This window comes from Mucilaginibacter rigui (assembly GCF_014773275.1).
GTDB classification, from domain to species: Bacteria; Bacteroidota; Bacteroidia; order Sphingobacteriales; family Sphingobacteriaceae; genus Mucilaginibacter; species Mucilaginibacter rigui_A.
This window is the reverse complement of sequence record NZ_JACWMW010000002.1, coordinates 1304016-1330681: the sequence shown is the minus strand read 5'-3', so window position 1 is coordinate 1330681 and position 26666 is coordinate 1304016. Positions and strand designations below refer to the sequence as shown.

Genomic DNA, 26666 nt, shown 5'->3' with positions numbered 1-26666 from the left:
AGCTTAAACAATCACTAAGCATGAACGCTTGAGTAACCTATCACGCAGCCAACTTCCTCTATCCGTTATCTAATACCGACTGGATATACACCCCATAACCACTTTTAATGTATTTGTTGGCCAGTACCTGTAACTGTTCGGCACCAATATAGCCCATTAGGTAAGCTACTTCTTCAATACAGCCAATTTTCTTGGCCTGGCGTTTCTCAATTACCCGCACAAACTCTGTAGCATCGCTTAAGGAATCGACCGTACCAGTATCCAACCATGCTGTGCCTCTATCCATCACACCTACATGCAGGTTGCCTTGCTCCAGGTAAACGCGGTTTACATCGGTTATCTCATACTCGCCCCGTGCAGACGGTTTAATATTTTGAGCAATCTCAACAACAGTATTATCATAAAAATACAATCCTGGCACTGCAAACTTTGATTTGGGCTTCAGTGGCTTTTCTTCAATAGATACCGCTTTCAGGTCTTTATCAAATTCAACTACACCGTAACGTTCCGGGTCGGCAACGGGGTAGGCAAATATGGCAGCGCCGCTTACATCATTAAAGCTTTGTATCAATTTACTAAAGCCCGATCCGTAGAAGATGTTATCGCCCAAAATAAGCGCCACTTTATCATCACCAATAAAATCGGCACCAATTACAAAGGCCTGTGCAAGCCCGTTAGGTTTTTCTTGTATAGCATATTCAAAACGGCAGCCAATATCCTCGCCTGTACCCAATAAACGTACAAAGCCCGGGTTATCCTCTTTTGTAGTAATGATCAGGATCTCATTTATTCCCGCCAGCATTAAAACGGATAGCGGATAGTATATCATTGGCTTATCATAGATAGGCATTAACTGCTTACTTATGGCCTGGGTTATTGGGTAAAGCCTGGTGCCCGATCCGCCTGCTAAAATGATACCTTTCATGTGAAGATAATTAGTGAGTTATTAAATTGGTGCGTTAGTGATCTTATCCCGAAAGACTGATATCCTTATAATCACCAATTAGTTTTGTTGTTTTAACCTGTTAATACAAATAACCAGGCTATCCCTCCAATACGGAATTTCCAGCCCAAATGTTTGCTTTACCTTTGTTTTGTCCATAACTGAGTATGCCGGCCTTACCGCCCGCGTTTTATATTCGCTGGTGGATATAGGTATAACTTTTATGCTGTTCCCAGCCAACTCAAAGATGGCTTTAGAAAAATCGTACCATGAGGCTACCCCCTCGTTACTGTAATGGTATGTACCGTATGCCGCACTTTCCGATTTAATAATGTGAAGAATGCAGCCGGCAAGGTCAATAGCGTAGGTAGGTGTGCCCACCTGATCAGCAATTACTTTAAGTTCATGGCGGTCGGCGCCGAGCTTAAGCATGGTTTTTACAAAGTTGTTGGCGAATTCAGAATATAGCCACCCCGTGCGAATGATGAAATAGTTATCCAGCAAAACCGGGATCACTTTCTCACCGTCGAGTTTGGTTTGGCCATAAACACTTATGGGTTTTGCCACATCGGTTTCTTTTAATGGTGATGATATATCACCTTTAAAAACAAAATCGGTTGAGATATGGATAAGCGTTGTATCATACTTGCTGCAAAGCCTTGCCAGGTTCTCCACCCCGGTTTTATTAACTTTTAATGCCGCTTCAACATCATCTTCGGCTTTATCAACAGCAGTATAGGCTGCGCAATTAATAGCGTATGCTGGTTGATGAGTAGTAAACAGTTTTTCTAAAGTATCGGTATCCAATATATTGCCTTCACCTTCCGCAGGGAAAATCAAGAAATCGAGGTTCTCATCTGCGCCAAGCTTTTTAAAACATTGCCCTAACTGACCTGAAGCCCCAAATACAATACTTCTGTTATTCATATGTGTTAAACGTTAAAAAATCATATAGCTATTACACTATATGATTTTTTATTAATGGATTATTCCCGTCCGATGGTGTAAACCTTAAAGCCAATTTCTTTTAGCTTATCCACGTTTAGCAAACTCCTGCCATCAAATACAAAAGCAGGCTTCTTCATATTATCATAAATGCGCTGCCAATCGTAATCTTTAAATTCATCCCATTCGGTAAGTATGGCAATTGCATGTGCATCTTTACAAACCTCATACGGATCTGTATAAACAGTCAACAACTGTTTATTTGCATCACTTGGCCTGGTGTTCAGATAGTCCAAATCATCATAGATCTTGGTTTCAGCAACCTTTGGATCATAAACTGCAATACCGGCCTGCTCATTCAATAGGTCATCTGCAACATAAATAGCAGCCGACTCACGGGTATCATTAGTGTCCTTTTTGAAAGCCCAACCCAAAAATGCGATCTTTTTACTTGAAACCGTATTATATAGCGTTTTTACTATTTTATTTGCGAATCTGCGTTTTTGGTGATCATTCATAATAATAACCTGTTCCCAGTAATCAGCTACCTCACGTAATCCATAAGATCTGGCGATGTAAACCAAATTCAGAATATCCTTTTGGAAACAAGAGCCTCCAAACCCAACAGATGATTTAAGAAATTTGGGGCCGATACGGCTATCAGTACCAATAGCACGAGCTACTTCAGATACATCAGCCCCGGTATGCTCGCACAACTCAGATAAAGAGTTTATTGACGATACCCGTTGCGCAAGAAATGCGTTAGCCGTTAACTTTGAAAGTTCTGACGACCACAGGTTTGTTGTAAGCACCCTGTCTCTGGGTACCCATCTTGTATAAATGTCAACCAATGCCTGAATTGCCGCTTGCCCCTCTTCGGTAGTATCTCCGCCTATAAGTACACGATCTGGAGAGTGAAGGTCTTCTACTGCTGTACCTTCAGCCAAAAACTCGGGGTTCGACAGGATCTGGTAATTAACATTGTTACCGGTATTTTGCAAAATGTTCTTCACAGCTTCTGCTGTTCTCACCGGCAGTGTAGATTTCTCCACAACTATTTTATCGGTTTTTGCTACGCGTGCTATTTGCCTTGCGCAAAGCTCAATATATTTAAGGTCGGCAGCCATCCCTTTACCAGAACCATATGTTTTAGTTGGGGTATTAACCGATATAAAGATCATCTCTGCTTCGTCAATTGCCTCATCAACATCAGTAGAGAAGAAAAGGTTGCGTCCTCTTGCCTCAGCTACAACTTTATCCAGTCCCGGCTCATAAATAGGGATATTGGCGGTATCAGGATCGTTCCATGCAGCGATACGGGCCTCGTTCAGGTCAACTACTGTAACTTTTATGTCCGGGCATTTTTGTGCGATAACCGACATGGTTGGCCCACCTACGTAACCTGCGCCTATACAGCATATGTTGGTAATTTTTGTCATAAATAGATGCTATTCTTTGTTAATATTTATACTTATAAAGCTAACACAAACTAGCTTTTTTTAGTGCTTACATTTTTGTTAAGAAAATCATTATAGGCTAAAACAATACCGTCACTGAGTTCGGTCTTGTATGTCCAGCCTAATGCTGCCAGTTTTGATACATCCATTAATTTGCGGGGTGTACCATCGGGTTTAGTAGCATCAAAGGTTAATTCGCCCTTATAGCCTACTATATCCTTAATAAGCAGGGCCAAGTCTTTTATAGTAATTTCCTTACCGCTGCCAATATTAATAAAGCCAGCTTCGCTAAAGTTTTGCATCAGATAATAGCAAGCCTCGGCCAAATCATCGGCAAATAAAAACTCACGCAATGGCGAACCGCTCCCCCATATGGTAACAGATGGCGCATTTTGCTCTTTAGCTTCATGAAACCGGCGTATAAGCGCCGGCAAAACATGCGAGTTTTGAGGATGATAATTATCATTATAGCCATACAAATTGGTTGGCATCACCGAAATGTAATCGCATCCATATTGCGCGCGGTAAGCATCACACATTTTAATACCGGCTATTTTTGCAATAGCGTATGGCTCGTTCGTTGGTTCGAGCAAACCGGTTAACAAAGCATCTTCATGCAATGGTTGTGGAGCCAGTTTGGGATATATGCAACTGGATCCCAAAAACATTAGTTTTTTAACATTATTAAGATGTGCCGAATTAATAATGTTATTCTGAATTTGCAGGTTATCATACAAAAACTCGGCGCGATAGGTATTGTTGGCAACAATGCCACCCACCTTGGCTGCCGCCAGAAAAACGTATTCGGGTTTCTCCTGTGCAAAAAAAGCAGCTACAGCCTGCTGGTCTCGCAGGTCAAGCTCGGCCGAGGTACGGGTTACAAAATTGGTAAACCCTTCGCTTTGCAGCTTGCGTGTTATGGCAGAACCTACCATTCCCCTATGGCCGGCAATATATATTTTATCGTTTTTATTCATTGAGTTATTAGGTCATTGAGTCATTAGCTTGATGATTGAGTAATGACTCAATAACAGCGAAACAAATGACTCAGTGAATTATCTACGCCTGCCCCATAGTTCCGCCAAAATTCATGGGGAAACCTGTAGGGTCGTTCTGAATTTTAACACGGCCGTTCACGGCTTCAAATTTCTCAATATTATCCTCTAACGCGGTTAACAGGCGCTTGGCGTGCTCGGGCGTAAGCACAATACGCGATTTTACTTTCGCTTTTGGCACACCCGGCATAACGCGGATAAAATCGAGCACAAACTCTGAACTGGAGTGGGTTATGATAGCCAGGTTGGCGTAAACGCCTTCGGCAACTTCTTCAGAAAGCTCAATGTTAATTTGGTTTTCGTTTTGTTCTTCCATGATCGTATAAAAATAGCAAAGCCTTCTATTTTCATAGAAGGCTTTGCAAAAGTATTTAAAAAATCTGATTAAGCTTCCACTTCCTCAGTTTTTGAAGCCATCAGGCGATCAAACTCTTCCTGAGAACCTACACGGATATTTTCGTATTCGCGTAAGCCGGTTCCTGACGGAATTAAGTGACCAACAATAACGTTTTCTTTCAGGCCAAGCATTAAGTCTTTCTTACCTGCTATGGCTGCTTCGTTCAGTACTTTTGTAGTTTCCTGGAACGATGCCGCTGAAATGAACGATTTTGTACCTAATGATGCTCTTGTAATACCTTGTAGCATCGGGCTTGAAGTTGCTGCAATTGCATCCCTTACCTCAACCAATTTTAAATCTTTACGTTTTAAAATTGAGTTTTCGTCCCTTAGTTTTCTCAGAGAGATGATCTGACCAGCTTTTAATGTTGCAGAATCACCTGGCTCAACAACTACTTTTTTGTCAAATATTTCATCATTCTCTGTCATGAAGTCCCAGCTATCAACTGCTTCCCTTTCAAGGAAACGGGTATCACCGGCATCTTCAATGGCAACTTTCTGCATCATTTGGTGAACAATCACCTCAAAGTGCTTATCGTTAATTTTTACACCCTGTAGGCGGTAAACTTCCTGGATACCATTAACAAGATACTCTTGTACTGCAGCAGGGCCTTTAATTGCAAGGATATCTGCCGGAGAGATAGACCCATCAGACAATGGCATACCTGCTTTAACAAAGTCGTTATCCTGTACAAGGATGTGTTTAGATAATGGCACCAGGTATTTTTTAACCTGGCCATCTTTACTTTCGATAGTGATCTCGCGGTTACCACGTTTAACACCACCTAAAGTTACCACACCATCAATTTCGGTTACTACAGCCGGGTTTGATGGGTTACGTGCTTCAAATAACTCAGTTACACGTGGTAAACCACCTGTAATGTCTCGCGTTTTACCGGTTGAACGAGGAATTTTAGCGATAACCTGGCCGGTTTGTAATTTCTCACCATCTTCAACAGATATGTGGGCACCTACCGGGATGTTGTATCCTTTTATAACATTACCTTTATTATCAGTTATCTGGATAGAAGGGTTTTTAGTTTTATCCCTTGTATCGATAATTACTTTTTCACGGTGACCTGTTTGCTCATCGCTTTCTTCACGGAAAGTAATACCTTCTAATACCGCCTCAAACTGAGTTATACCGGCAAATTCAGATATAATAACCGCGTTATATGGATCCCACGAACAGATACGATCACCTTTAGAGATTGTAGCACCATCTTTTACATACAGGTATGAACCGTATGGGATGTTGTTGGTAACAATAACTTTATTAGTACCTGCCTCGATAATACGGAACTCGCCTGAACGACCCAATACCACATCAACAGTTTCTTCTTCAGTTTTGTATGCAACGGTACGTACGTTCTCAAATTCAATAACACCATCAAACTTAGCGTTGATCTGTGACTCGGCCGCAATATTTGATGCGGTACCACCCACGTGGAATGTACGTAGTGTTAACTGTGTACCCGGCTCACCGATTGACTGTGCAGCAATTACACCAACAGCCTCGCCCATTTGCACGCGCTTACCGCTTGCAAGGTTACGGCCATAGCATAATGCACATACACCACGCTTGCTTTCGCAAGTTAATACCGAACGTATCTCAACACCTTCTAAAGGTGAGTTCTCAACTTTTTTGGCAATCTCTTCAGTAATATCCTCACCTGCAGAAATTAACAACTCGTTGGTGATAGGATCATGAACATCATGCAGGGTTGTACGGCCCAAAATACGGTCATACAACGGCTCAACAATATCCTCGTTATCTTTTAATGCAGTTGTGTAAATACCTCTTAAAGTACCGCAATCAACTTCACCCACAATCATATCCTGCGCAACATCATGCAACCTACGGGTTAAGTAACCAGCATCCGCTGTTTTTAACGCCGTATCCGCCAAACCTTTACGCGCACCGTGAGTAGAAATAAAGTACTCTAATACCGACAAACCTTCTTTAAAGTTTGAAAGAATAGGGTTTTCAATGATCTCGCCACCTGAACCTGATTTTTGAGGCTTAGCCATCAAACCACGCATACCTGCAAGCTGACGGATCTGCTCTTTAGAACCACGCGCACCTGAGTCAAGCATCATATAAACAGAGTTAAAGCCCTGGTTATCGTTGCTCAGGATATTCATTACATTCGCTGTTAAGCGGTTGTTGATACGTGTCCAGATATCGATGATCTGGTTGTAACGCTCGTTATTAGTAATGAAACCCATGTTATAGTTAGCCATAACGTCTTCAACTTCTTTAGAAGCCTGCGCTATCAGCGTAACTTTTTCTTCAGGGATGTTAATATCCTTCAGGTTAAATGATAAACCACCCTGGAATGCCATACGGAAACCTAACTCCTTAATATCATCAAGGAACTGGGCAGCGCGTGCCATACCGGTAATTTTTACTACTTCACCAATAATATCACGCAGTGATTTTTTGGTTAACAGTTCATTTATATAACCAACTTCTTCGGGCACATGCTGGTTAAACAACACGCGGCCTACAGTGGTCTCAATTATTTTAGAAACTATCTGCCCGTCGCGTTCTTTTGCTTTCGCTTTTACTTTGATAAAGGCGTGCAGGTCGAGCTTTCTTTCGTTGTAAGCGATAATTACCTCTTCTGCAGAATAGAAAGTTAAACCTTGCCCTTTTACCACACGGGTTTCATCAGTTTTACGGCCTTTGGTTATGTAGTACAAACCAAGCACCATGTCCTGTGAAGGTACCGTAATAGGTGTACCATTTGCAGGGTTAAGGATGTTGTGTGATGCAAGCATTAATACCTGGGCTTCCAAAATTGCTGCGTTACCAAGTGGTACGTGCACAGCCATCTGGTCACCGTCAAAATCCGCGTTGAAGGCGGTACAGGTTAACGGGTGCAATTGTATAGCCTTACCTTCAACCAATTTTGGCTGGAAGGCTTGGATACCCAACCTGTGCAGCGTTGGCGCACGGTTTAGTAATACAGGGTGGCCTTTTAATACGTTTTCCAAAATATCCCAAACTAATGGGTCTTTACGGTCAACAATCTTTTTGGCAGATTTTACTGTTTTAACCACACCACGCTCAATCATCTTGCGAATGATAAATGGTTTGAACAGTTCGGCAGCCATATCTTTTGGTAAACCGCACTCGTGTAATTTAAGGTTTGGCCCTACAACAATTACCGAACGTGCTGAATAATCAACACGTTTACCTAATAAGTTTTGACGGAAACGGCCTTGTTTACCTTTCAGAATATCTGAAAGTGATTTTAAAGCACGGTTACCTTCGGTTTTTACCGCGTTAACTTTACGTGAGTTATCAAATAACGAATCTACAGCTTCCTGTAACATACGTTTTTCGTTACGTAAAATTACCTCCGGTGCTTTTATCTCGATCAAACGTTTTAAACGGTTATTACGGATAATTACACGGCGGTAAAGATCGTTAAGATCGGAAGTAGCGAAACGGCCACCTTCCAATGGTACTAACGGGCGCAATTCAGGAGGTATAACCGGAACGATCTTAACGATCATCCATGAAGGGTTATTCTCGATCCTTGTAGCCGCACCACGGAAAGCTTCAACAACCTGTAAGCGTTTTAACGCTTCGTTTTTGCGTTGCTGAGAAGTTTCGTTAGCTGCCTGGTGACGAAGATTATATGAAAGCTCATCCAAATCGATACGTTTCAATAATTCTTCAAGTGCTTCAGCACCCATTTTAGCCACAAATTTCTGTGGGTCTTTGTCATCCAGGTATTGGTTCTCTTTTGGTAAAGTATCCAATATATCCAGGTATTCTTCCTCTGTCAGGAAATCCATTTTAGAGATCCCGTCTGATTCTTTAACACCCGGCTGTATAACTACGTATCTTTCATAATAGATGATCAGGTCAAGCCTTTTAGTTGGTAAGCCCAGCAGGTAACCAATTTTATTTGGCAACGAGCGGAAATACCAGATATGCGCAACAGGCACCACCAAATTGATGTGGCCCATACGCTCACGGCGAACCTTTTTCTCAGTTACTTCAACACCGCAACGGTCACACACTATACCCTTGTAACGGATACGTTTGTATTTACCGCAATGGCATTCGTAATCTTTAACCGGACCAAAAATACGCTCGCAGAACAAACCATCACGCTCAGGTTTGTAGGTACGGTAGTTAATTGTCTCAGGTTTTAAAACTTCACCGCTTGAACGCTCCAGTATAGATTCCGGAGAAGCTAAACTGATGGTAATTGTGGTGAAATTACTCTTGATTTTATTATCCTTTTTGTAAGACATAGTCTCCCTTTGTTTTTTAATGATTGAATTAGTGATTTAGCGAATTAGTGATATAAAACCACTTGCTTACTATGTTGAATTAGTGAGGAAGCGAACTGTGATAAATCACTAATTCAATCCCTCACTAAATCACTAATTATTCTAACGTGATATCCAAACCTAAACCTCTTAACTCATGAACCAATACGTTGAATGATTCAGGAACTGATGGAGTAGGTAAGTTTTCACCTTTAACAATAGCCTCATAAGTTTTGGCACGGCCGATAACATCATCCGATTTAACGGTTAATATTTCCTGCAGTATGTTTGATGCACCGAATGCTTCTAATGCCCAAACCTCCATCTCACCAAAACGCTGACCACCAAACTGGGCTTTACCACCCAATGGCTGTTGTGTAATTAATGAGTATGGCCCGATAGAACGCGCGTGCATCTTATCGTCAACCATGTGACCAAGTTTCAGCATATAGATAATACCTACTGTAGTTTGCTGGTCAAAACGGTCGCCTGTTAAACCATTGTATAAATAGGTACGGCCAGATTCTGGTAAGCCTGCTTTTTTAACCCACTCTTCTACCTCTGTGTGGCTTGCACCATCAAAAATAGGAGTAGCGAATTTAACGCCAAGCTCTTTACCTGCCCAACCTAATACGGTTTCATAAATCTGGCCAAGGTTCATACGTGAAGGTACACCCAGTGGGTTCAACACAATATCAACCGGGGTACCGTCTTCTAAGAAAGGCATATCCTCGTCACGTACAATACGTGCAACAATACCTTTGTTACCGTGGCGGCCCGCCATTTTATCACCAACCTTAAGCTTACGCTTTTTAGCGATATAAACTTTAGCCATTTGTACGATACCTGATGGCAGCTCATCCCCCACACTGATGGCAAACTTATCGCGACGGTAAGCGCCCAGTTCTTCGTTCACTTTAATGTTATAGTTGTGAAGTAAGGTTTTTATCTGGTCGTTCTTATCATCATCAGTTGTCCATTTTGTTGGGTTGATGTTTTCGTAGTTAAGCTCAGTCAGAATTTTCTGAGTGAATTTAACGCCTTTAGCAACAAATAGCTCTTTGTAAACATTGTAAACACCTTGTGATGTTTTACCGTTAACAATCTCAAATAACTTTTCGATCAAAGTGTTTTTAAGATCTTTTACAGCTTTATCATGTTTAGCATCAAGTTTTTCAATTTGTGCTTTTTCTTCTGCTTTAGTGGTTTTCTTAGCACGGCTGAAAAGTTTGGTATCAATAACAACACCCGCGATAGACGGCGGAGTTTTTAATGATGCATCCTTAACATCGCCTGCTTTATCACCAAATATGGCACGTAACAGTTTTTCTTCCGGTGAAGGGTCTGATTCACCTTTTGGAGTGATCTTACCGATCAGGATATCGCCTTCTTTAACCTCGGCACCAACACGGATGATACCGTCTTCGTCAAGGTCTTTGGTAGCTTCTTCTGATACGTTAGGGATATCCGGTGTCAATTCCTCTTCGCCACGTTTTGTATCACGTACTTCCAGTTCAAATTCTTCAACGTGAAGTGATGTAAATATATCCTGAGATACTACACGCTCAGAAATTACGATCGCATCCTCAAAGTTGTAACCCTGCCAAGGCATAAATGCCACTTTAAGGTTACGGCCCAAGGCAAGCTCACCATTCTGGGTAGCGTAGCCCTCGCAAAGTACTTCACCTTTTGTAACTCGCTGACCTTTCTTAACGATAGGTTTTAAGTTGATGGTAGTGCTTTGGTTGGTTTTCTTGAATTTAGTTAACAGGTAACTTTTTGTGTCGCCATCAAATGATATCAGGCGGTCAAGCTCGTTACGGTCATACTTAATTTTTATTTCGTTAGCATCAACATACTCAACCACACCATCGCCTTCGGCGTTGATCAGTGTACGAGAGTCTTTTGCTACACGGCCTTCCAAACCGGTACCTACAATTGGCGCTTCAGGGCGTAATAATGGTACAGCCTGGCGTTGCATGTTTGATCCCATCAATGCACGGTTAGCATCATCATGCTCCAGGAACGGAATTAATGAAGCCGCGATTGAAGTGATCTGGTTTGGAGCGATATCCATCAGATCCAGCTTATCCGGGTCGATAATAGGGAAATCACCTTCAAAACGTGCTTTTACACGTGGGTTAGCGAATACACCTTTATCATCGTAGTAAGCATTTGCCTGGCCAATGGTTTTTCCATCCTCATCTTCGGCAGATAAGTAGATAACCGGTTCATCAACCTGTACTTTACCGTCAACCACACGTTTGTATGGTGTTTCGATGAAGCCTAAGTTGTTAATCTTGGCGTGTACGCAAAGTGATGATATCAAACCAATATTTGGTCCTTCCGGGGTTTCGATAGTACACAACCTACCGTAGTGGGTGTAGTGAACGTCACGAACCTCGAAACCTGCACGCTCACGCGACAGACCGCCGGGCCCAAGGGCTGACAGACGACGCTTGTGCGTGATCTCTGCCAGTGGGTTGGTTTGGTCCATAAACTGTGATAACTGGTTTGTTCCGAAGAACGAGTTGATCACAGATGATAATGTACGCGCATTGATCAGGTCGGTTGGTGTGAACACCTCGTTATCACGAATGTTCATACGCTCGCGGATGGTACGTGCCATACGCGCTAAACCTACACCAAACTGTGCATAAAGCTGCTCACCAACAGTACGAACACGACGGTTTGACAAGTGATCAATATCATCCACCTCAGCTTTTGAGTTGATTAATTTGATCAGGTATTTCACAATCGCTATGATATCTTGCTTGGTTAATACTTTTGTATCGTCAGAAGTATTCAGCTTTAATTTACGGTTGATGCGGTACCTGCCCACATCACCCAAATCATATCTTTTATCAGAGAAGAATAACCTGTCGATGATACCACGTGCTGTTTCTTCATCAGGTGGTTCAGCGTTACGTAATTGACGGTAGATATGCTCAACCGCTTCTTTCTCTGAGTTTGAAGTATCTTTTTGTAACGTATTATATATAATAGTATAATCACCACTGGTGGCAGCATCTTCCTTGTTAAGGATGATGGTTTTAACACCTGCATCAATGATCATATCAATATGGTCGTCTTCCAATACGGTTTCACGCTCAAGGATGATCTCGTTACGATCGATAGAAACCACTTCACCGGTATCTTCATCCACAAAATCCTCAACCCATTTTTTAAGCACCCTTGCAGCAAGCTTACGGCCTATGAATTTCTTCAGGCCTGATTTGCTTACTTTAACCTCGTCTGCAAGCTCAAATAATTCTAATATGTCTTTATCAGAATCGTAGCCTATTGCACGAAGAAGCGTAGTAACCGGGAATTTCTTTTTACGGTCAATGTATGCGTACATCACGTTATTAACGTCAGTAGCAAACTCAATCCATGAACCTTTGAAAGGTATAACACGGGCCGAGTATAATTTTGTACCGTTGGTGTGGCGGCTTTGGCCAAAGAACACACCTGGTGAACGGTGTAACTGTGATACAATTACACGCTCGGCACCATTGATAACAAATGTACCTTTAGGTGTCATGTAAGGGATAGTTCCCAGGTACACGTCCTGTACAATTGTTTCAAAATCTTCGTGCTCAGCATCATTACATGATAAGCGAAGTTTTGCTTTTAATGGCACACTGTAAGTTAACCCGCGCTCAATACACTCGCGTATATCGTAACGTGGCGGATCAATAAAGTAATCAAGAAACTCTAAAACGAAGATGTTCCTTGAGTCTGAAATAGGAAAGTTTTCGGCAAATACTTTAAACAACCCCTCTTTGTAGCGGTTGTCTGACGTGGTTTCCAATTGAAAAAATTCCTGGAAAGATTGTAACTGTACATCCAGGAAATCGGGGTAATCAAGTACCTTTCTGCTGGTTGCAAAGTTTACTCTTTGGTTATTATTGTTTGCCAAGGTGTTATAATTTAATTTATTAAACCTGTATTTATGTTGGGATTTGTGGTGTACTACAGGCAGTTAGCTTGCTGTACTTCATCGTAAAAAGCAAATCCCGGGCTTTATACTGTTTCAAGACGTGTATAAACAGCAATAGACCCCGACCAAAAATGGTCGGAGTCTGATGCTATTGTGTGTGTGGTTAAATTATTTAACCTCAACTACTGCTCCAGCTTCTTCTAATTGAGATTTCAAAGATTGAGCTTCTTCTTTAGTAACACCGGTTTTAACCTCTTTAGGTGCACCGTCAACTAAATCTTTAGCTTCTTTCAAACCTAAGCCAGTTAAGTCTTTTACTAATTTAACAACTGCTAATTTTGAACCACCTGCTTCTTTCAGGATTACGTCAAATGCAGTTTGCTCAGCAGCAGCAGCAGGAGCGTCATCGCCACCACCAGCAGCTGGTGCAGCAGCAACAGCTGCAGCAGCAGGCTCAATGCCATACTCGTCTTTTAAGATCTGAGCTAATTCGTTTACTTCCTTTACTGTTAAGTTTACCAACTGTTCAGCAAACGCTTTTAAATCCGCCATTTTATTTTTTATTTTTTACTTAATGCTTTTTGTTTAATATCGAACTTTAAGGTGTTCGTTAACCTCTTTCTTGTAATGTTTTTACAACACCTGCTAATATATTTCCGCCTGATTGTAATGCAGAAATAACGTTCTTTGCTGGTGATTGCAGTAAGCCTACTATCTCGCCGATCAATTGTTCTTTTGACTTCAATTTGGTCAAAGTATCTAATTGATTATCGCCGATGAATATCGCTGAATCAATGTATGCTGCTTTTAAAACTGGTTTATCACCTTTTTTCCTTAAAGCTTTGATCAACTTTGCCGGGGCAGTTGCTGATTTTGAGAAAAGGATTGATGAAGAACCTTTTAATACATCATAAATCGGGGTAAAATCACCTTCTGCTGCTTCCATAGCTTTTTTGATCAAGCTATTTTTTGCAACCTGCATGGTGATATCAGCCTCGAAACACTGACGACGGATATTGTTTACTTTTGCAACCGTTAGATCAGCAGTATCAGTAATATAAAAATTACCGTACTCTTTAATCTGATCAGCAAGGGCAAGAACAAGGTCGTGTTTTTCTTCTTTATTCATGATTAGATCCCCGCTACTGATTTAGTTTCAATTGTAATACCCGGCGACATGGTTGAAGAGATATGTATGCTCTTAAAATATGTGCCTTTTGCTGCTGATGGTTTTAATTTAGAGATAGTTTGCAATACTTCTAATGCGTTCTCATAAATTTTCTCAGCAGTGAAAGATGCTTTTCCTATTGAGGTATGGATGATACCGGTTTTGTCAACCTTGAAATCGATCTTACCACCTTTTACGTCAGCAACAGCTTTACCAACTTCTGGTGTTACTGTTCCTGATTTAGGGTTAGGCATAAGGTTACGCGGGCCTAATATTCTGCCCAAACGACCTACCTTAGCCATAACGCTTGGCATAGTGATGATAATATCAACATCAGTCCATCCGCCTTCAATCTTGGCAATATAATCATCCAAGCCAACAAAATCCGCACCTGCATCTTTAGCTTCTTGCTCCTTATCTGGAGTACAAAGCACCAATACACGTACAGTTTTACCGGTTCCATGAGGTAATGTTGCTATACCACGTACCATTTGATTGGCTTTACGCGGGTCAACACCTAAACGTACATCAATATCAACAGATGAATCAAATTTGGTATTGGTTAATTCCTTTACCAGTGATGATGCTGCTTCTAAAGTGTATGTTTTGTTTGCCTCAATCTTGGAGAGTGCCACTTTTTGATTTTTTGTTAATCTAGCCACTGTCTTAAACTGATTTGTATAAATTAATTAATTCCAGGGTGCCGTACCTGATACGGTTATCCCCATACTGCGGGCAGTACCTGCCACCATTTTCATGGCTGATTCTACTGTAAATGCATTCAAATCAGTCATTTTATCTTTAGCAATGGTCTCAACCTGCTCCCAGTTTACACTGGCAACTTTTTTACGGTTGGGCTCTGCCGAACCACTCTTTAGGCCTGTAACTTCTAAAAGTTGTATAGCCACCGGAGGTGTTTTAATGATAAAATCGAAAGACTTGTCGACATAAACAGTAATAACTACAGGTAACACTTTACCAGGTTTGTCCTGGGTACGTGCGTTGAACTGCTTGCAAAACTCCATAATGTTCACACCCTTTGCACCCAATGCTGGGCCAATTGGTGGAGATGGGTTTGCAGCGCCGCCCTTCACTTGTAGCTTTACCATCGCACCGACTTCTTTTGCCATTTTGATTTGTTTTAATTATAACTCAATGTTAGTAAGTGGAAGCTAAGTAACATTTAAGATTTTGTGAGTGGTTGATTTTGGGAGTGGTGAGTAGTTGCCACTCGTGTATTATCAAACGCTCTGTGTATATAATATTGTATATGTTAGGTCAGGCTTGGGTCAACTATTCACAAATCAACCATTTACCAATCACTAAACTATTCTTTCTCTACCTGCATGTAATTCAATTCAAGCGGCGTACGGCGCCCAAATATCTTTACCATTACTTTTAATTTCTTTTTCTCTTCGTTCACCTCTTCTATCACACCGCTAAATCCGTTGAAAGGTCCATCCATTACTTTAACGTTTTCGCCAACGTAATATGGCACATTCATGGTTTCGCCTTGTGCGCTCATCTCATCCACCTTACCTAAAATACGATTAACTTCGGCCTGGCGTAAAGGGATGGCATTACCTGCCTTATCACCCAAAAAGCCAATAACGCTATTAATATTCTTAATAACGTGCTCCAGTTCACCATCAAGCGCGGCTTCCATTAATACGTAGCCCGGGAAATAATTACGCTCTTTAGCTATCTTTTTACCATCACGCATCTGGTAATATTTCTCGGTAGGGATCAATACCTGCGGCACAAGGTGTGTTATACCCAACCTGTTTACTTCCGCATCTATATATTGCTTTACCTTTTTTTCTTTACCACTAATGGCCCTAACTACGTACCATTTTAATTGCTCACTCATCTATTATATAATTAGGTTAGTGATGTATAAAACTGATTAAGCAAATAGCCGATTATCTGGTCCATACCAAAAATAAGCATAGCAATAATAATTGCAGCTACCAACACCAATACGGCGCTGCTTTGCAACTCTCTCCAGGTTGGCCAGGTTACTTTCTCGGTCAACTCAATGTATGATTCTTTAATATATTCAGCTACGCCTGCCATTTTATTAATTGCTTATGCACGGGAACAAGGATTCGAACCCTGATCAAAGGTTTTGGAGACCTCTATTCTACCGTTGAACTATTCCCGTGTATACTATCTCCAAAATATCGAAGAGTTGTATTGTATTTGCTTATTGTGAATAAAGTACCGAGACAAAAGCCCCGGTACTTTATACAAAATTAACCGTTTTGCTACCCAATTAAGGGTATTGTAATTATGCTAATATTTCAGTTACCTGACCAGCACCTACTGTTCTACCACCTTCACGGATAGCGAAACGTAGACCTTTTTCCATAGCAATAGCGTTGATCAGCTTTACAGTGATAGTAACGTTATCACCTGGCATAACCATTTCTACACCTTCAGCTAAGGTGATCTCACCTGTTACGTCAGTTGTACGGAAATAGAATTGCGGACGGTATTTATTGAAGAATGGAGTGTGACGGCCACCTTCTGCTTTTGATAATACGTAAACCTCTGCTTTGAAATCAGTGTGTGGGTTTACTGAACCTGGTTTACAGATAACCATACCCCTGCGGATATCAGTTTTCTCAATACCACGTAGTAATAAACCTACGTTATCACCAGCTTCGCCACGGTCAAGGATCTTGCGGAACATCTCAACACCTGTTACGGTTGATTTTAAGTTCTCAGCACCCATACCCAGGATGTCAACCTGCTCACCAGAGTTGATAACACCACGCTCGATACGACCGGTTGCAACAGTACCACGACCAGTGATCGAGAATACGTCCTCAACAGGCATCAAGAAAGGAAGGTCAGTTAAACGTGGAGGAATTGGAATGTAGTTATCTACAGCATCCATTAATTCCATAATTTTTGCAACCCATTTCGGATCAGCATTTAAGCCACCCAATGCAGAACCTTGGATAACCGGGATATCATCACCAGGGAAATCGTAGAATGATAATAATTCACGGATCTCCATTTCAACTAATTCTAATAGTTCAGGATCATCAACCATATCCACTTTGTTCATGAATACAACCAATGAAGGTACACCTACCTGACGAGCAAGCAAGATGTGCTCACGAGTTTGTGGCATCGGACCGTCAGTTGCAGCAACTACGATGATAGCACCGTCCATCTGAGCAGCACCTGTAACCATGTTTTTCACGTAATCCGCGTGACCTGGACAGTCAACGTGTGCATAGTGACGGTTAGCAGTTGAGTACTCAACGTGCGCGGTGTTGATAGTAATACCACGCTCTTTTTCTTCAGGAGCAGAGTCAATTGATTCAAATGAACGTGCTTCTGATAAACCTGCATCAGCTAATACTTTAGTGATAGCTGCAGTAAGGGTTGTTTTGCCGTGGTCAACGTGACCGATAGTGCCGATGTTTAAGTGCGGCTTGCTGCGGTCAAACTTTTCTTTTGCCATGATTTATTTTTTATTTGTAGGTTAATTTATTAAACTTAATGTACTTTATATTATTAAAAGTATCTGAGCCAACAATGGGATTTGAACCCATGACCTCTTCCTTACCAAGGAAGTGCTCTACCCCTGAGCTACGTCGGCTAATGTTGGTTTGCAGTTGTTAGTTATCAGCTTACAGTTACCTGCCTGCCGCGAACCGCATGCTGCTCACCTTTTAAAGAGCGGAAGAAGAGGTTCGAACTCTCGACCTATAGCTTGGAAGGCTATCGCTCTACCAACTGAGCTACTTCCGCAAAAATAGTTAGTGAATTACTGATTTAGCGATTGAGTGAATTTTAATTCACTAATTCACCAATTCAATAACTCACTAATTAAAAGTGGGGGGAGAAGGATTCGAACCTTCGTAGCCGAAGCAGCGGATTTACAGTCCGCCCCATTTGACCGCTCTGGTATCCCCCCATTGTTGATTTCGGATTTATAATACTCAATTGGAAGCTAAGTACCATATTTCCGAAATAAACAGAGCCTCCTATCGGGATCGAACCAATGACCTACTGATTACAAGTCAGTCGCTCTACCAGCTGAGCTAAGGAGGCTTAAATTGTCGCCGTTACCGTTTTTACCTTTCGGCAATTTGGGGTTTGGGCTGCAAAATAATATTTCGCTTATTTTTTTCTATTTAAAGAACCACCCTCTCAATAATCAAGGGACTGATTAAAGCCTCTCTGAAAGGGATTGCAAATCTACAAAAATTTAAGGCTGTACAAAATATTTTTGCAAAAAAAATCGGCAGGCTTTAAACCTGCCGATCCGGGCTTTAATTTTGCCGCGCTATATGCCTAAAAATCATCTTCTTCCGTTACAAGGGCCGCTTTTTTAGCAGCTTCGGCAGCGATAGATTTTTTTGTTTTATGTTTCTCAATTTGCTTCCTTAGGCTCTCAACTACCAAATCAGTAGCCTCTTCAAACGTTTTGCACTTCTCTTTTGCAAATATTTGGTTACCCGGCAGCATCAGTTTTATCTCTGATATCTTATTAGCCTCATCCTCTACGTTCTCCAGCTTTAAATATACTTCACCACTTATTATGTGATCGTAAAACGTCTCCAGCTTATCTACTTTCTTTTGGATAAAATCAAGTAATCTCTTGTCTGCAGTGAAGTGAATAGATTGCACTGTAATTTTCATTTTTCCTCCTTTTTATGCCTTTGGATGGGCTTGTTTATAAATAGATTTAAGTCGTTCTACTGAATTGTGCGTATAAATTTGCGTAGCGCTAAGGTTAGCATGGCCAAGCAATTCCTTTATAGCATTTAAATCGGCACCGTTGTTTAGCAAGCTTGTTGCAAACGTATGCCTTAACACGTGCGGGCTCTTTTTATCCTGAGTTGATATATGTGAAAGATATTTCTGCACTATTAAATATATAAGCTTGGGATATGCATCCGCTCCTTTATTTGTAACGATAAAGGTTAAGGAATTGTTATGAAAATTTTCACTTTTCTTTGCCCCGCTATATTGCTTTAACAGTAGTATAAGCTCGTTATTTAGTGGTATTATCCTCTGTTTGTTGCGTTTACCTAAAACTTTTATAGTTCCTTCGTACAAATTAATATCTGTTTCTTTTATGCCGGTAATTTCGGCCAGGCGCATGCCGGTACCAAAAAGCATCTCAATAACCAGTTTATCGCGCAGGCCGGCAAAATCATCTGTAAAAATTTTCTCATTGGCAGCATCCATTTTACCATCAAGCATGCCGGTTAGCTTATCACTATCTACCACTGTTGGCAGGTTCTTGGGTACTTTAGGTGTGTTGATGCGCGATGCAGGGTTGGTAGTTATTATCCCCTCCTGCAGTAAAAATTTAAAATATTTGCGCAGTGTGGCTATTTTACGGTTAACTGAGCGTGCAAGCAGCTTGTTATCCATTAATTGCACCATCCAGTTACGGATGTCGTGATGGCTGATGTCTGTTGGGGTTGTAACCTGTACCGGCTGGTTGGGCGGGTTTAAAAAGAGCATAAATTGCTCAAGGTCGCTCTGGTAGGCTGATACCGTGTGGGGCGAGTATCTTTTCTCGAACCTGATGTGCTGTATAAACCTGTCTAAAAACATAAAAACTATTTGAACACCCAATAAATTGAATGTACAAATAGTTTTTTTATAGTGACAAGAAAATCTGTAAATTTCTTTTAAAAGAAATTAAACAGTAGTTTCCAGGTTCATATTCTGCTTGTAGATAGCATGTTTAATTTCATGCCTACGGGTAATTGATTTCTTTTCAAAAGCCTGGCGACTACGCAGTTCTCTTAAAACACCTGTTTTTTCGAATTTCTTTTTAAAGCGTTTTAGTGCTTTGTCTAATGATTCGCCGTCTTTTACGTTAATGATGATCATAATTCCTATATACCTCCTTTCAGGGACGTCAAAGGTAGGAAAATAGTTTTAAATCTGAAATACAATATTTTATAATTTTTTATGCCTGTTTACACATGTGCTAACCAGTTATGGTTTCAACGCCTGGGGTGCACGTTTATCTGCAGGCAGGGCCATAAATTTCTTATAACTGTCATTGATATACGCCGCCATCGATTCGCGGTTGTTGCTGCGTAAAAACGCGTAGCTTGGCCTAAACATCGTCATAAAATTCTCCAGGTCATTGCCTTTTAATGGTACAATACTACTTACATAGCCCGGGCTAAACGCGGCATCAATACTACGTTGCTCTGCCTCGCGCTGAAAATATTTTTTTAAACGGCGTGCCTTTTTACCTTCGCCGCTAAACCAGGTTGATGGCGAAAACACATACACTTTACTTTTTTCGTAAACTTCGGGGTATTCTTCCCGCGGGTTAAAATCGGAACGCTTGGCTGTAATGTTAACCTGGCTCAACGAGATTCTTTGCGTGGTAAGCATTATCTTTTTTGGAGTCATGTCAATCAGGTACAAGGTATCTGAATTATACCCCGGCGAATTAAAGATAAGCGTATGGCCCACGGTTGTGTTTATGGTAAAATTCCCGTTCTTATCTGTAATACTTACCTGTCGGCTATTGGCATCGCGGATAAATACATCGGATAGGCGGGTATTTGTGCCATTCTCGTAAACAGTACCTTTAAAGGTGTTTTGCGCCCGGGCAAATGATGCTATAAATAATAAAATGGCGGCAACAAATAATAGTTTTTTCATGGCTGATGGATTAGCTAACAGGATAACCTGCCTATAGTGGCAAAGGTTTGCATTTTTAATATTTAAAACAATAAAAAACCCGGTTTAAACCGGGTTTTTTATAATAATTACTTCTTCCAAACATTATTGTCCGGGTTATAATCCGGTAATACTTTGTCAGGGTCATAGGTAACAGATTGTATTTCTTCTGTTGATGGGTATTTAAAAACAAAGGTGTTATTGCGTTCCCATATTTCAACCGGTAGTTTTACCCTTTCGGTTTTACCGCTAACGGTTTTAATTTCAAGGATGGTTGGCATAACCAGTTTATCCAGGTTATCAATGGTAATTAATGCGCCTTTGCTTGCGTCGCCACTAACATATTTAACATCGCGCACAGCAACATCCAGGCGCCAGTTGTTTACAAACCAGCCTCTCCAAAACCAGTTCAGGTTTTCGCCGCTTGCATTCTCCATTGTGCGGAAAAAGTCATCAGGCGTTGGGTGTTTAAATGCCCAGCGCGCAACGTAGGTACGGAAAGCAAAATCAAAACGCTCAGGGCCCAGGATCTGCTCGCGCAGCAAGGTTAAACCCATAGCCGGTTTAAAATACAATAATATACCGGTGTTTTGTTCTTTAAGGTTTTCTGGAGTGCTTAACACAGGCTCAAATATTGGCTGAGTTACAAAAGCGCCGGCTTGCTGTATATTTTGCTTTTTGCCTGCATACTCGCCTTTGTTAAAATCGGCGGTGCTTAAAGTGTTGATGAATGTGTTAAAGCCTTCATCCATCCAGCCGTATAAACGCTCGTTAGAGCCAACGATCATTGGGAACCAGGTGTGGCCAAATTCATGGTCATTTACGTTCCAAAGATCCCCCCTTTTTGCTTTGTATCCACAGAATACAATACCCGGATATTCCATACCCCCTACTTTCCCAGCAACAGCTATAGCAGCAGGATAAGGGTACTCAAACCATTTTTGTGAATTAAATTCGATAGATTTTTTTACGTACTCAGTAGAACGGCCCCACGCGTTGTTGCCATCACTCTCTACCGGGTAAGCTGATATCGCTGTTGATTTTTTACCGCTTGGCAAGTCCATCTTGGCGGCATCAATAATAAAGGCCGCCGATGAACCCCATGAGGCATCACGTGCATTCTTTATTTTAAAACGCCAGATTAGTTCTTTTTTACCAGCCGGGCGCGATGCCGCATCGGTAACTTCGCTTGCAGAGCGGATAACTACTGTTTGCTCGCTTTTTTCGGCAAGTGCCCAACGTTTCAATTGCTCGGGTGTGTAAACCTCCTGTGGGTTTTGCAACTCGCCGGATGCTACAACAATATGGTTTGCAGGAGCTGTGATACTCAGGTCAAAATCACCATACTCCAGGTAAAATTCGCCCGGGCCGGTATAAGGCACAGCATTCCATCCCATAATATCATCATACACATACATGCGCGGGTACCATTGCGCAACGGTGTATATTTTACCGTTTTTAGTGTCCTGGATACCGGTACGATCAGATCCGTAATCGGGTACAATGAATGAATATTCAATAGACAGTTTAACCTGGCCCCCATTGGCAGTTACACATGTAGGCAAAAATATCTGCATACGGGTATCATCAATTAAATATTTAACGGCTACAGGAGCAGTACCTTTTGCACCGATAATTTTAACAGATTTGATATTATAACCACCTTTTGACAGATCGCCTTTACCGCCATTGCGGCTGCCGCTTGGCGGGATGATAGCCGTACCGCGGGAATCTGATTTAAACAAGTTCTGGTCTAACTGCATCCACAAAAAATCAAGCTTTTGCGGGCTGTTGTTGGTGTAGTTTAAAATCTCTGAACCTACAACCTCGTTGGTTTGGTCGTTAAGTTTTGCCGATAGCTGATAATCGGCACGATTTTGCCAGTATTTGGGGCCTGGCTGCCCATCAGCAGCACGGAATTCAGAACCATTTTTGGTATAGAAGAACGGCGCGAAAGCTTCGTGGTAATTATAGCTGCCTGCAGGTGCCTGTGGCTGCTGTTGGGCCTGGTTAACGCCGGCAACAGACATAAAAGCCAGCGTAAAACCGGCAATTAGTTTCAATTTCATAATTTTTTATAATGATTTGGTAAAAACAAACACAAGTATAGTAATTATTGAATTACCGTTTTACATAATCATTAAGTTGTAATGAGGAAGTTACCTATTTGTTATTAAACCAATACACTGATGGTCTATTGAGTTTCGAACTCGGCGGTGTAAATAGATACAAGTTTGCCAGTGGTAAAATTTAGCGTAACATACATATACCGTTTAGCAGATTTTGTTGAAACAAAGTACCATTGCGGCGAAGCGCTCATTTGCGGGTCATATGGTTTATTGGTATCCTTAAAAAATATTGAAAGGCGTTCGAGTTTTTTTGCCGATAGCGGGTCTTTTTTTATGTTTACCAGCTTCTGGTATATTTCGTCAACCGGGTCGCCTATGGCAATGGCATTATTTGAGGTAATACTAACCGGCCAGCGTGTAAGCCCAGCACCATTATTAAGGAAAATAGTTTTTACTCTATTATTTTCGAAGCTTAGCTGCACACCGGTTGACGTGCCTACCGCCTCATCCATAAAAATGCCTTTGTATAAAAGCAACCTTGTTTTAAGGCTATCAATGCTGGTGTATATGTTGTTAACTACAGATAAGCCACCTATTTTTTCTGCAGCCTGCACTTGCTGTATTTTTGCATACAACTCTGCACTTGTTTGCCCAATTGTTAGCCCAAAAAGCTGCCCGCTGGTAAGTGTATCGTTGGCTATCAGTTTTTGGTAAGGCGGTTCAATTATTATCCTGTCTTCTGTATCCGCTTTCTTACAGGCAGTAAATAACGCCACGGCTAACAAACAAGTGTATATTTTTTTCATAAGGTAGTTTTATTTAATTACGTGCCTCATGCCAAAAGCGCTACATTAAGGATCAACAAATTTTTGCTTTCAGGGATCAGAGCAAGCTATAGCAACTCTTTGTTATACACCGCCTCGTCAAAACCAAAAAACAGGAAATCGCCGTGCTCAATAACAGGACGCTTGATCATGCTGGTTTTTTGTTGCAGTAGCTGCAGGGCATCATCTTTGGTTTTAATGCTTTCTTTCACGGCCGGGTCAAGCTGTTTCCAGGTGAGGCCTTGTTTGTTCATGAATTTTTCGTACCCTGCTTTTTTATCCCATTCATTTAATTTTTCGGCACTTACGCCAAGCTTTTTAAAATCATGAAACTCATAGGCTACATTGTTGGCCTTTAGCCAGTCGAGCGCTTTTTTTACCGTGTTACAATTGGTGATGCCGTAAACTTTCATCGGGAATGTATATTTTGCCCGCTAAATTATTAATTTTTAGAACCGCTGCCGCTGGAATCGTCATTATTAATTCCGCGCTGATTTTTCTTGATGCTGCTGTTAAGCTTCCCAAATTTGTAATTAAAACTGATATTGATGCTGCGATAGTAATTAAAGCTATAAGCAGTGGTTTGGAAATCGGGCGTACGGGTGGGGAAATCAAACCTGATAAATTTTTTGAACGGATTATTGGCATAAAGCGATACCGTAGCTTTTTTACTGAACAATTCTTTCGATACACTACATCCGGCGCCTACCCAATAGTTATCATTACCCTGTAGCAACACCTGGCGCCCATCGTATCCGCCATTTACGCCTATACGGTAACCGTCATCAAACTTATAACCGGCATTGATAAATGCGGACCCCTGTGGCCCACTGTTTGCATAAAATCTACCGTTAAAGGTACCCTGCAGCCATACTTGTGCTATTTGGGAGTTGAAATTAAAGTTCAGTTTAGTGGTAATAGGGTAATTGATGCTTATATTTAAGGCAAGCTTTTTATTTTTGCCAACATTGCCAAAAGTTGTGGTAGTTACGGCATTTTCATCAACCTTAAGCAGGTTTTGAATAGTGTTGTTGGCAAAAGAGTAACTTGTGTTGATATTGATAGATCCCTTTGCAAAATTGCTGTAACCCAATTCAAAATTATTATTTACAGCAGGCTTAAGCTCGGGGTTACCCATTACTATAAACTTTGGATTGGACGTATTAACAAAAGGGTTTAACTGATATATACCAGGCCTTTGTATACGCTGGGTAAAGCCGAAAGTAATGCTGCTGCTTTTAAGGCTGCGTTGTATAGATATTGATGGCACTACGTTGGTAAAGTTTTGTTTCAATGTGCTGCCTGTTGATGAAAAGTTGGCATCAATACCGGTATGTTCAACACGCGCCCCACCTTTAAACGTCCATTTGGTGAATTTTAACTGGTAAGAGTTGTATAAGCTATATACATCCTGATGATAACTAAAATCATTCTCTTGCTTGCTATCGGTTATGTACTGGTTATTAGCATTAATCGTATCGGTGTGAAAATCACTGAAGCTGTTCCTTGCTATCATTTTACCACCGGCTTCAATGGTAATAATTTTCAAGGGATGTATGTAATCTAACTGCGTAGTGTATTCCTTTGATCCCGCCTTGTTATATTGCCTGTAATTTGGGTTATCATAGTTAACAGTTTGATCGGCCTGCACATCATTAAACTGTTGGCTACTGTTATTGCTGTATTTAAATGATGCGGTTAGTAACTGGTCTTTATTGTTTTTAAACCCAAGCTGATAATTAAGCCCGGCATCAGTACCGTGGTATTTGCTATTGTTAGTACCCATTATATTATAAGCCTGGGTAATATCATTTAAACCATCGCGTTGCACGGAGTATTGGCTGTTACCATTATCGTTGTTGTTGTTATAAAAATTGAAAGTACCTGTAATTAAATTAAGGCTATCGGCTTCGTAACTTAATTCGTTGCTGTTGTAAATATTTCTGCCGCTGAAAAAGCGTGTACCATCCTGGTTTAATGATGATACCGGGTTTGAAAAAACGCTTTCGCTGCCAAGGGCTGTTTCCCGTTTTGGGCGGGCGCCGGCACCTACATAACCATTAAATCCTAATTTACCCTGCTTTGCGGTAACATTCAAATTAATATTTTCGCCCCAAACGCTGTTGTACCTACTGTTTATTGAGCCGTTGTACCCCTGGTCTCCTTTTTTTTGGGTAATAATGTTAATAATACCGTCAAGCCCTTCGGCATCGTACTTGGCCGGAGGGGTTGTGATCACTTCTATCCTTACAATATTGGTACCCGGCATTGCTTTTAATATATCTGATGGATTTTGCGCCATTAAAGCCGACTCCTTACCATTAAGCAGGATTTTATAATTACCGCCCCCTTTCAGTTTTATATTATCAGATGCATCAACCGACAGCATGGGCACCTTGCGCATCATATCAAGAGCGGTTAGGGCTTTACTTTCCGGGTCGGCCTGTACATCGTAGCTTATACGGTCAACCTCCTGTTTCATCAATGGTTTTGCCGCCACAATAGATACCTCTTTAAGCTGGTTGCTCGCGGGCGATAACATCATCCGACCAACATCAACAGCCGCTGTTGCCCCGTTTATATCAATAGTTTTTGTTTTGTAACCCATAAACACCAATGACAGTTTGTAAGGTTTTGCCGGGATATTGGTTAGTTCAAAGGTTCCATCATCTTTGGTGAGGGTGCTTTTTACGGGCAAATTGGTTGCAGCATCTGTTAAAGCAACAGTAACAAAGCCAAGCGGCTTATTCGCAGCCGAATCTATTACTATACCTTTAATGCTTAGGTTTTGCTGCGCTGTTTGTGCGAAAGAGGCAACTATTAAGAAACAGCCAAATGCTGCCAGTAAAAGTTTTTTCATTGGTGTTATTTAGGGTTAAAAGACCCCTAAAC

22 protein-coding genes and 5 tRNA genes are annotated in these 26666 nt (G+C 41.2%); all 27 read right to left on the bottom strand.

Features of this window, described 5'->3' with window-relative positions:
- Positions 1–58: 58 nt before the first annotated feature.
- Positions 59–925: a glucose-1-phosphate thymidylyltransferase RfbA gene (gene rfbA / locus IDJ75_RS13025; RefSeq protein WP_191176026.1), complete on the bottom strand. Its 867-nt coding sequence runs from the start codon at positions 923–925 to the stop codon at positions 59–61.
- A gap of 78 nt (positions 926–1003) precedes the next feature.
- Positions 1004–1870 (bottom strand): dTDP-4-dehydrorhamnose reductase, encoded by an 867-nt coding sequence (gene rfbD, locus IDJ75_RS13020; RefSeq protein ID WP_191176025.1) that lies wholly within the window; start codon positions 1868–1870, stop codon positions 1004–1006.
- A 59-nt stretch (positions 1871–1929) separates the two neighbouring features.
- On the bottom strand, positions 1930–3327 hold the full coding sequence (locus tag IDJ75_RS13015; protein WP_191176024.1) for a UDP-glucose 6-dehydrogenase: 1398 nt from the start codon (positions 3325–3327) through the stop codon (positions 1930–1932).
- 50 nt (positions 3328–3377) lie between these two features.
- A complete protein-coding gene (gene fcl / locus IDJ75_RS13010; protein WP_191176023.1) occupies positions 3378–4322 on the bottom strand; it encodes a GDP-L-fucose synthase in 945 nt (314 codons plus the stop codon).
- A gap of 82 nt (positions 4323–4404) precedes the next feature.
- On the bottom strand, positions 4405–4716 hold the full coding sequence (locus IDJ75_RS13005) for a DUF3467 domain-containing protein (RefSeq protein WP_191176022.1): 312 nt from the start codon (positions 4714–4716) through the stop codon (positions 4405–4407).
- Positions 4717–4784: 68 nt separating this feature from the next.
- Positions 4785–9071: a DNA-directed RNA polymerase subunit beta' gene (gene rpoC / locus IDJ75_RS13000; RefSeq protein WP_191176021.1), complete on the bottom strand. Its 4287-nt coding sequence runs from the start codon at positions 9069–9071 to the stop codon at positions 4785–4787.
- Between the two features lie 136 nt (positions 9072–9207).
- Positions 9208–13011: a DNA-directed RNA polymerase subunit beta gene (gene rpoB, locus IDJ75_RS12995; protein WP_191176020.1), complete on the bottom strand. Its 3804-nt coding sequence runs from the start codon at positions 13009–13011 to the stop codon at positions 9208–9210.
- A 189-nt stretch (positions 13012–13200) separates the two neighbouring features.
- Complete coding sequence (rplL, locus tag IDJ75_RS12990; RefSeq protein ID WP_191176019.1) at positions 13201–13584, bottom strand: 50S ribosomal protein L7/L12; 384 nt, start codon at positions 13582–13584, stop codon at positions 13201–13203.
- Positions 13585–13642: 58 nt separating this feature from the next.
- Positions 13643–14161 (bottom strand): 50S ribosomal protein L10, encoded by a 519-nt coding sequence (gene rplJ / locus IDJ75_RS12985; protein ID WP_191176018.1) that lies wholly within the window; start codon positions 14159–14161, stop codon positions 13643–13645.
- Positions 14162–14163: 2 nt separating this feature from the next.
- Positions 14164–14862: a 50S ribosomal protein L1 gene (gene rplA, locus IDJ75_RS12980; protein ID WP_191176017.1), complete on the bottom strand. Its 699-nt coding sequence runs from the start codon at positions 14860–14862 to the stop codon at positions 14164–14166.
- Positions 14863–14889: 27 nt separating this feature from the next.
- Complete coding sequence (gene rplK, locus IDJ75_RS12975) at positions 14890–15330, bottom strand: 50S ribosomal protein L11 (RefSeq protein ID WP_191176016.1); 441 nt, start codon at positions 15328–15330, stop codon at positions 14890–14892.
- Positions 15331–15527: 197 nt separating this feature from the next.
- The gene (nusG, locus tag IDJ75_RS12970; protein WP_191176015.1) at positions 15528–16070 is read right to left on the bottom strand and encodes a transcription termination/antitermination protein NusG; all 543 of its coding nucleotides are present in this window, start codon (positions 16068–16070) and stop codon (positions 15528–15530) included.
- A gap of 11 nt (positions 16071–16081) precedes the next feature.
- Complete coding sequence (gene secE / locus IDJ75_RS12965; RefSeq protein WP_191176014.1) at positions 16082–16276, bottom strand: preprotein translocase subunit SecE; 195 nt, start codon at positions 16274–16276, stop codon at positions 16082–16084.
- Between the two features lie 17 nt (positions 16277–16293).
- Positions 16294–16364 (bottom strand) — tRNA-Trp (locus tag IDJ75_RS12960).
- Positions 16365–16490: 126 nt separating this feature from the next.
- Positions 16491–17678: an elongation factor Tu gene (gene tuf, locus IDJ75_RS12955; RefSeq protein ID WP_191176013.1), complete on the bottom strand. Its 1188-nt coding sequence runs from the start codon at positions 17676–17678 to the stop codon at positions 16491–16493.
- A 66-nt stretch (positions 17679–17744) separates the two neighbouring features.
- Positions 17745–17816 (bottom strand) — tRNA-Thr (locus tag IDJ75_RS12950).
- Between the two features lie 79 nt (positions 17817–17895).
- Positions 17896–17968: transfer RNA gene (locus IDJ75_RS12945), tRNA-Gly, on the bottom strand.
- Positions 17969–18053: 85 nt separating this feature from the next.
- A tRNA-Tyr gene (locus IDJ75_RS12940) sits at positions 18054–18134 on the bottom strand.
- 64 nt (positions 18135–18198) lie between these two features.
- Positions 18199–18271, bottom strand: a tRNA-Thr gene (locus IDJ75_RS12935).
- Positions 18272–18514: 243 nt separating this feature from the next.
- A complete protein-coding gene (gene hpf / locus IDJ75_RS12930; protein WP_067059688.1) occupies positions 18515–18862 on the bottom strand; it encodes a ribosome hibernation-promoting factor, HPF/YfiA family in 348 nt (115 codons plus the stop codon).
- A 12-nt stretch (positions 18863–18874) separates the two neighbouring features.
- The gene (locus IDJ75_RS12925) at positions 18875–19789 is read right to left on the bottom strand and encodes a tyrosine-type recombinase/integrase (RefSeq protein ID WP_191176012.1); all 915 of its coding nucleotides are present in this window, start codon (positions 19787–19789) and stop codon (positions 18875–18877) included.
- 87 nt (positions 19790–19876) lie between these two features.
- Entirely contained in the window at positions 19877–20071 is a 195-nt protein-coding gene (gene rpsU / locus IDJ75_RS12920; RefSeq protein ID WP_067059690.1) for a 30S ribosomal protein S21, read from the bottom strand.
- A gap of 108 nt (positions 20072–20179) precedes the next feature.
- Complete coding sequence (locus IDJ75_RS12915; RefSeq protein ID WP_191176011.1) at positions 20180–20863, bottom strand: peptidase associated/transthyretin-like domain-containing protein; 684 nt, start codon at positions 20861–20863, stop codon at positions 20180–20182.
- A gap of 107 nt (positions 20864–20970) precedes the next feature.
- Positions 20971–22950, bottom strand: coding sequence for a M1 family metallopeptidase (locus IDJ75_RS12910; RefSeq protein ID WP_191176010.1), 1980 nt, complete (start codon positions 22948–22950; stop codon positions 20971–20973).
- A gap of 125 nt (positions 22951–23075) precedes the next feature.
- Complete coding sequence (locus tag IDJ75_RS12905) at positions 23076–23756, bottom strand: hypothetical protein (protein ID WP_191176009.1); 681 nt, start codon at positions 23754–23756, stop codon at positions 23076–23078.
- 86 nt (positions 23757–23842) lie between these two features.
- Positions 23843–24187, bottom strand: a complete 345-nt coding sequence (locus IDJ75_RS12900; protein ID WP_191176008.1) for a Spx/MgsR family RNA polymerase-binding regulatory protein — start codon at positions 24185–24187, stop codon at positions 23843–23845.
- Positions 24188–24216: 29 nt separating this feature from the next.
- Positions 24217–26634 (bottom strand): outer membrane beta-barrel family protein, encoded by a 2418-nt coding sequence (locus tag IDJ75_RS12895; RefSeq protein ID WP_191176007.1) that lies wholly within the window; start codon positions 26632–26634, stop codon positions 24217–24219.
- Positions 26635–26666 lie beyond the last annotated feature (32 nt).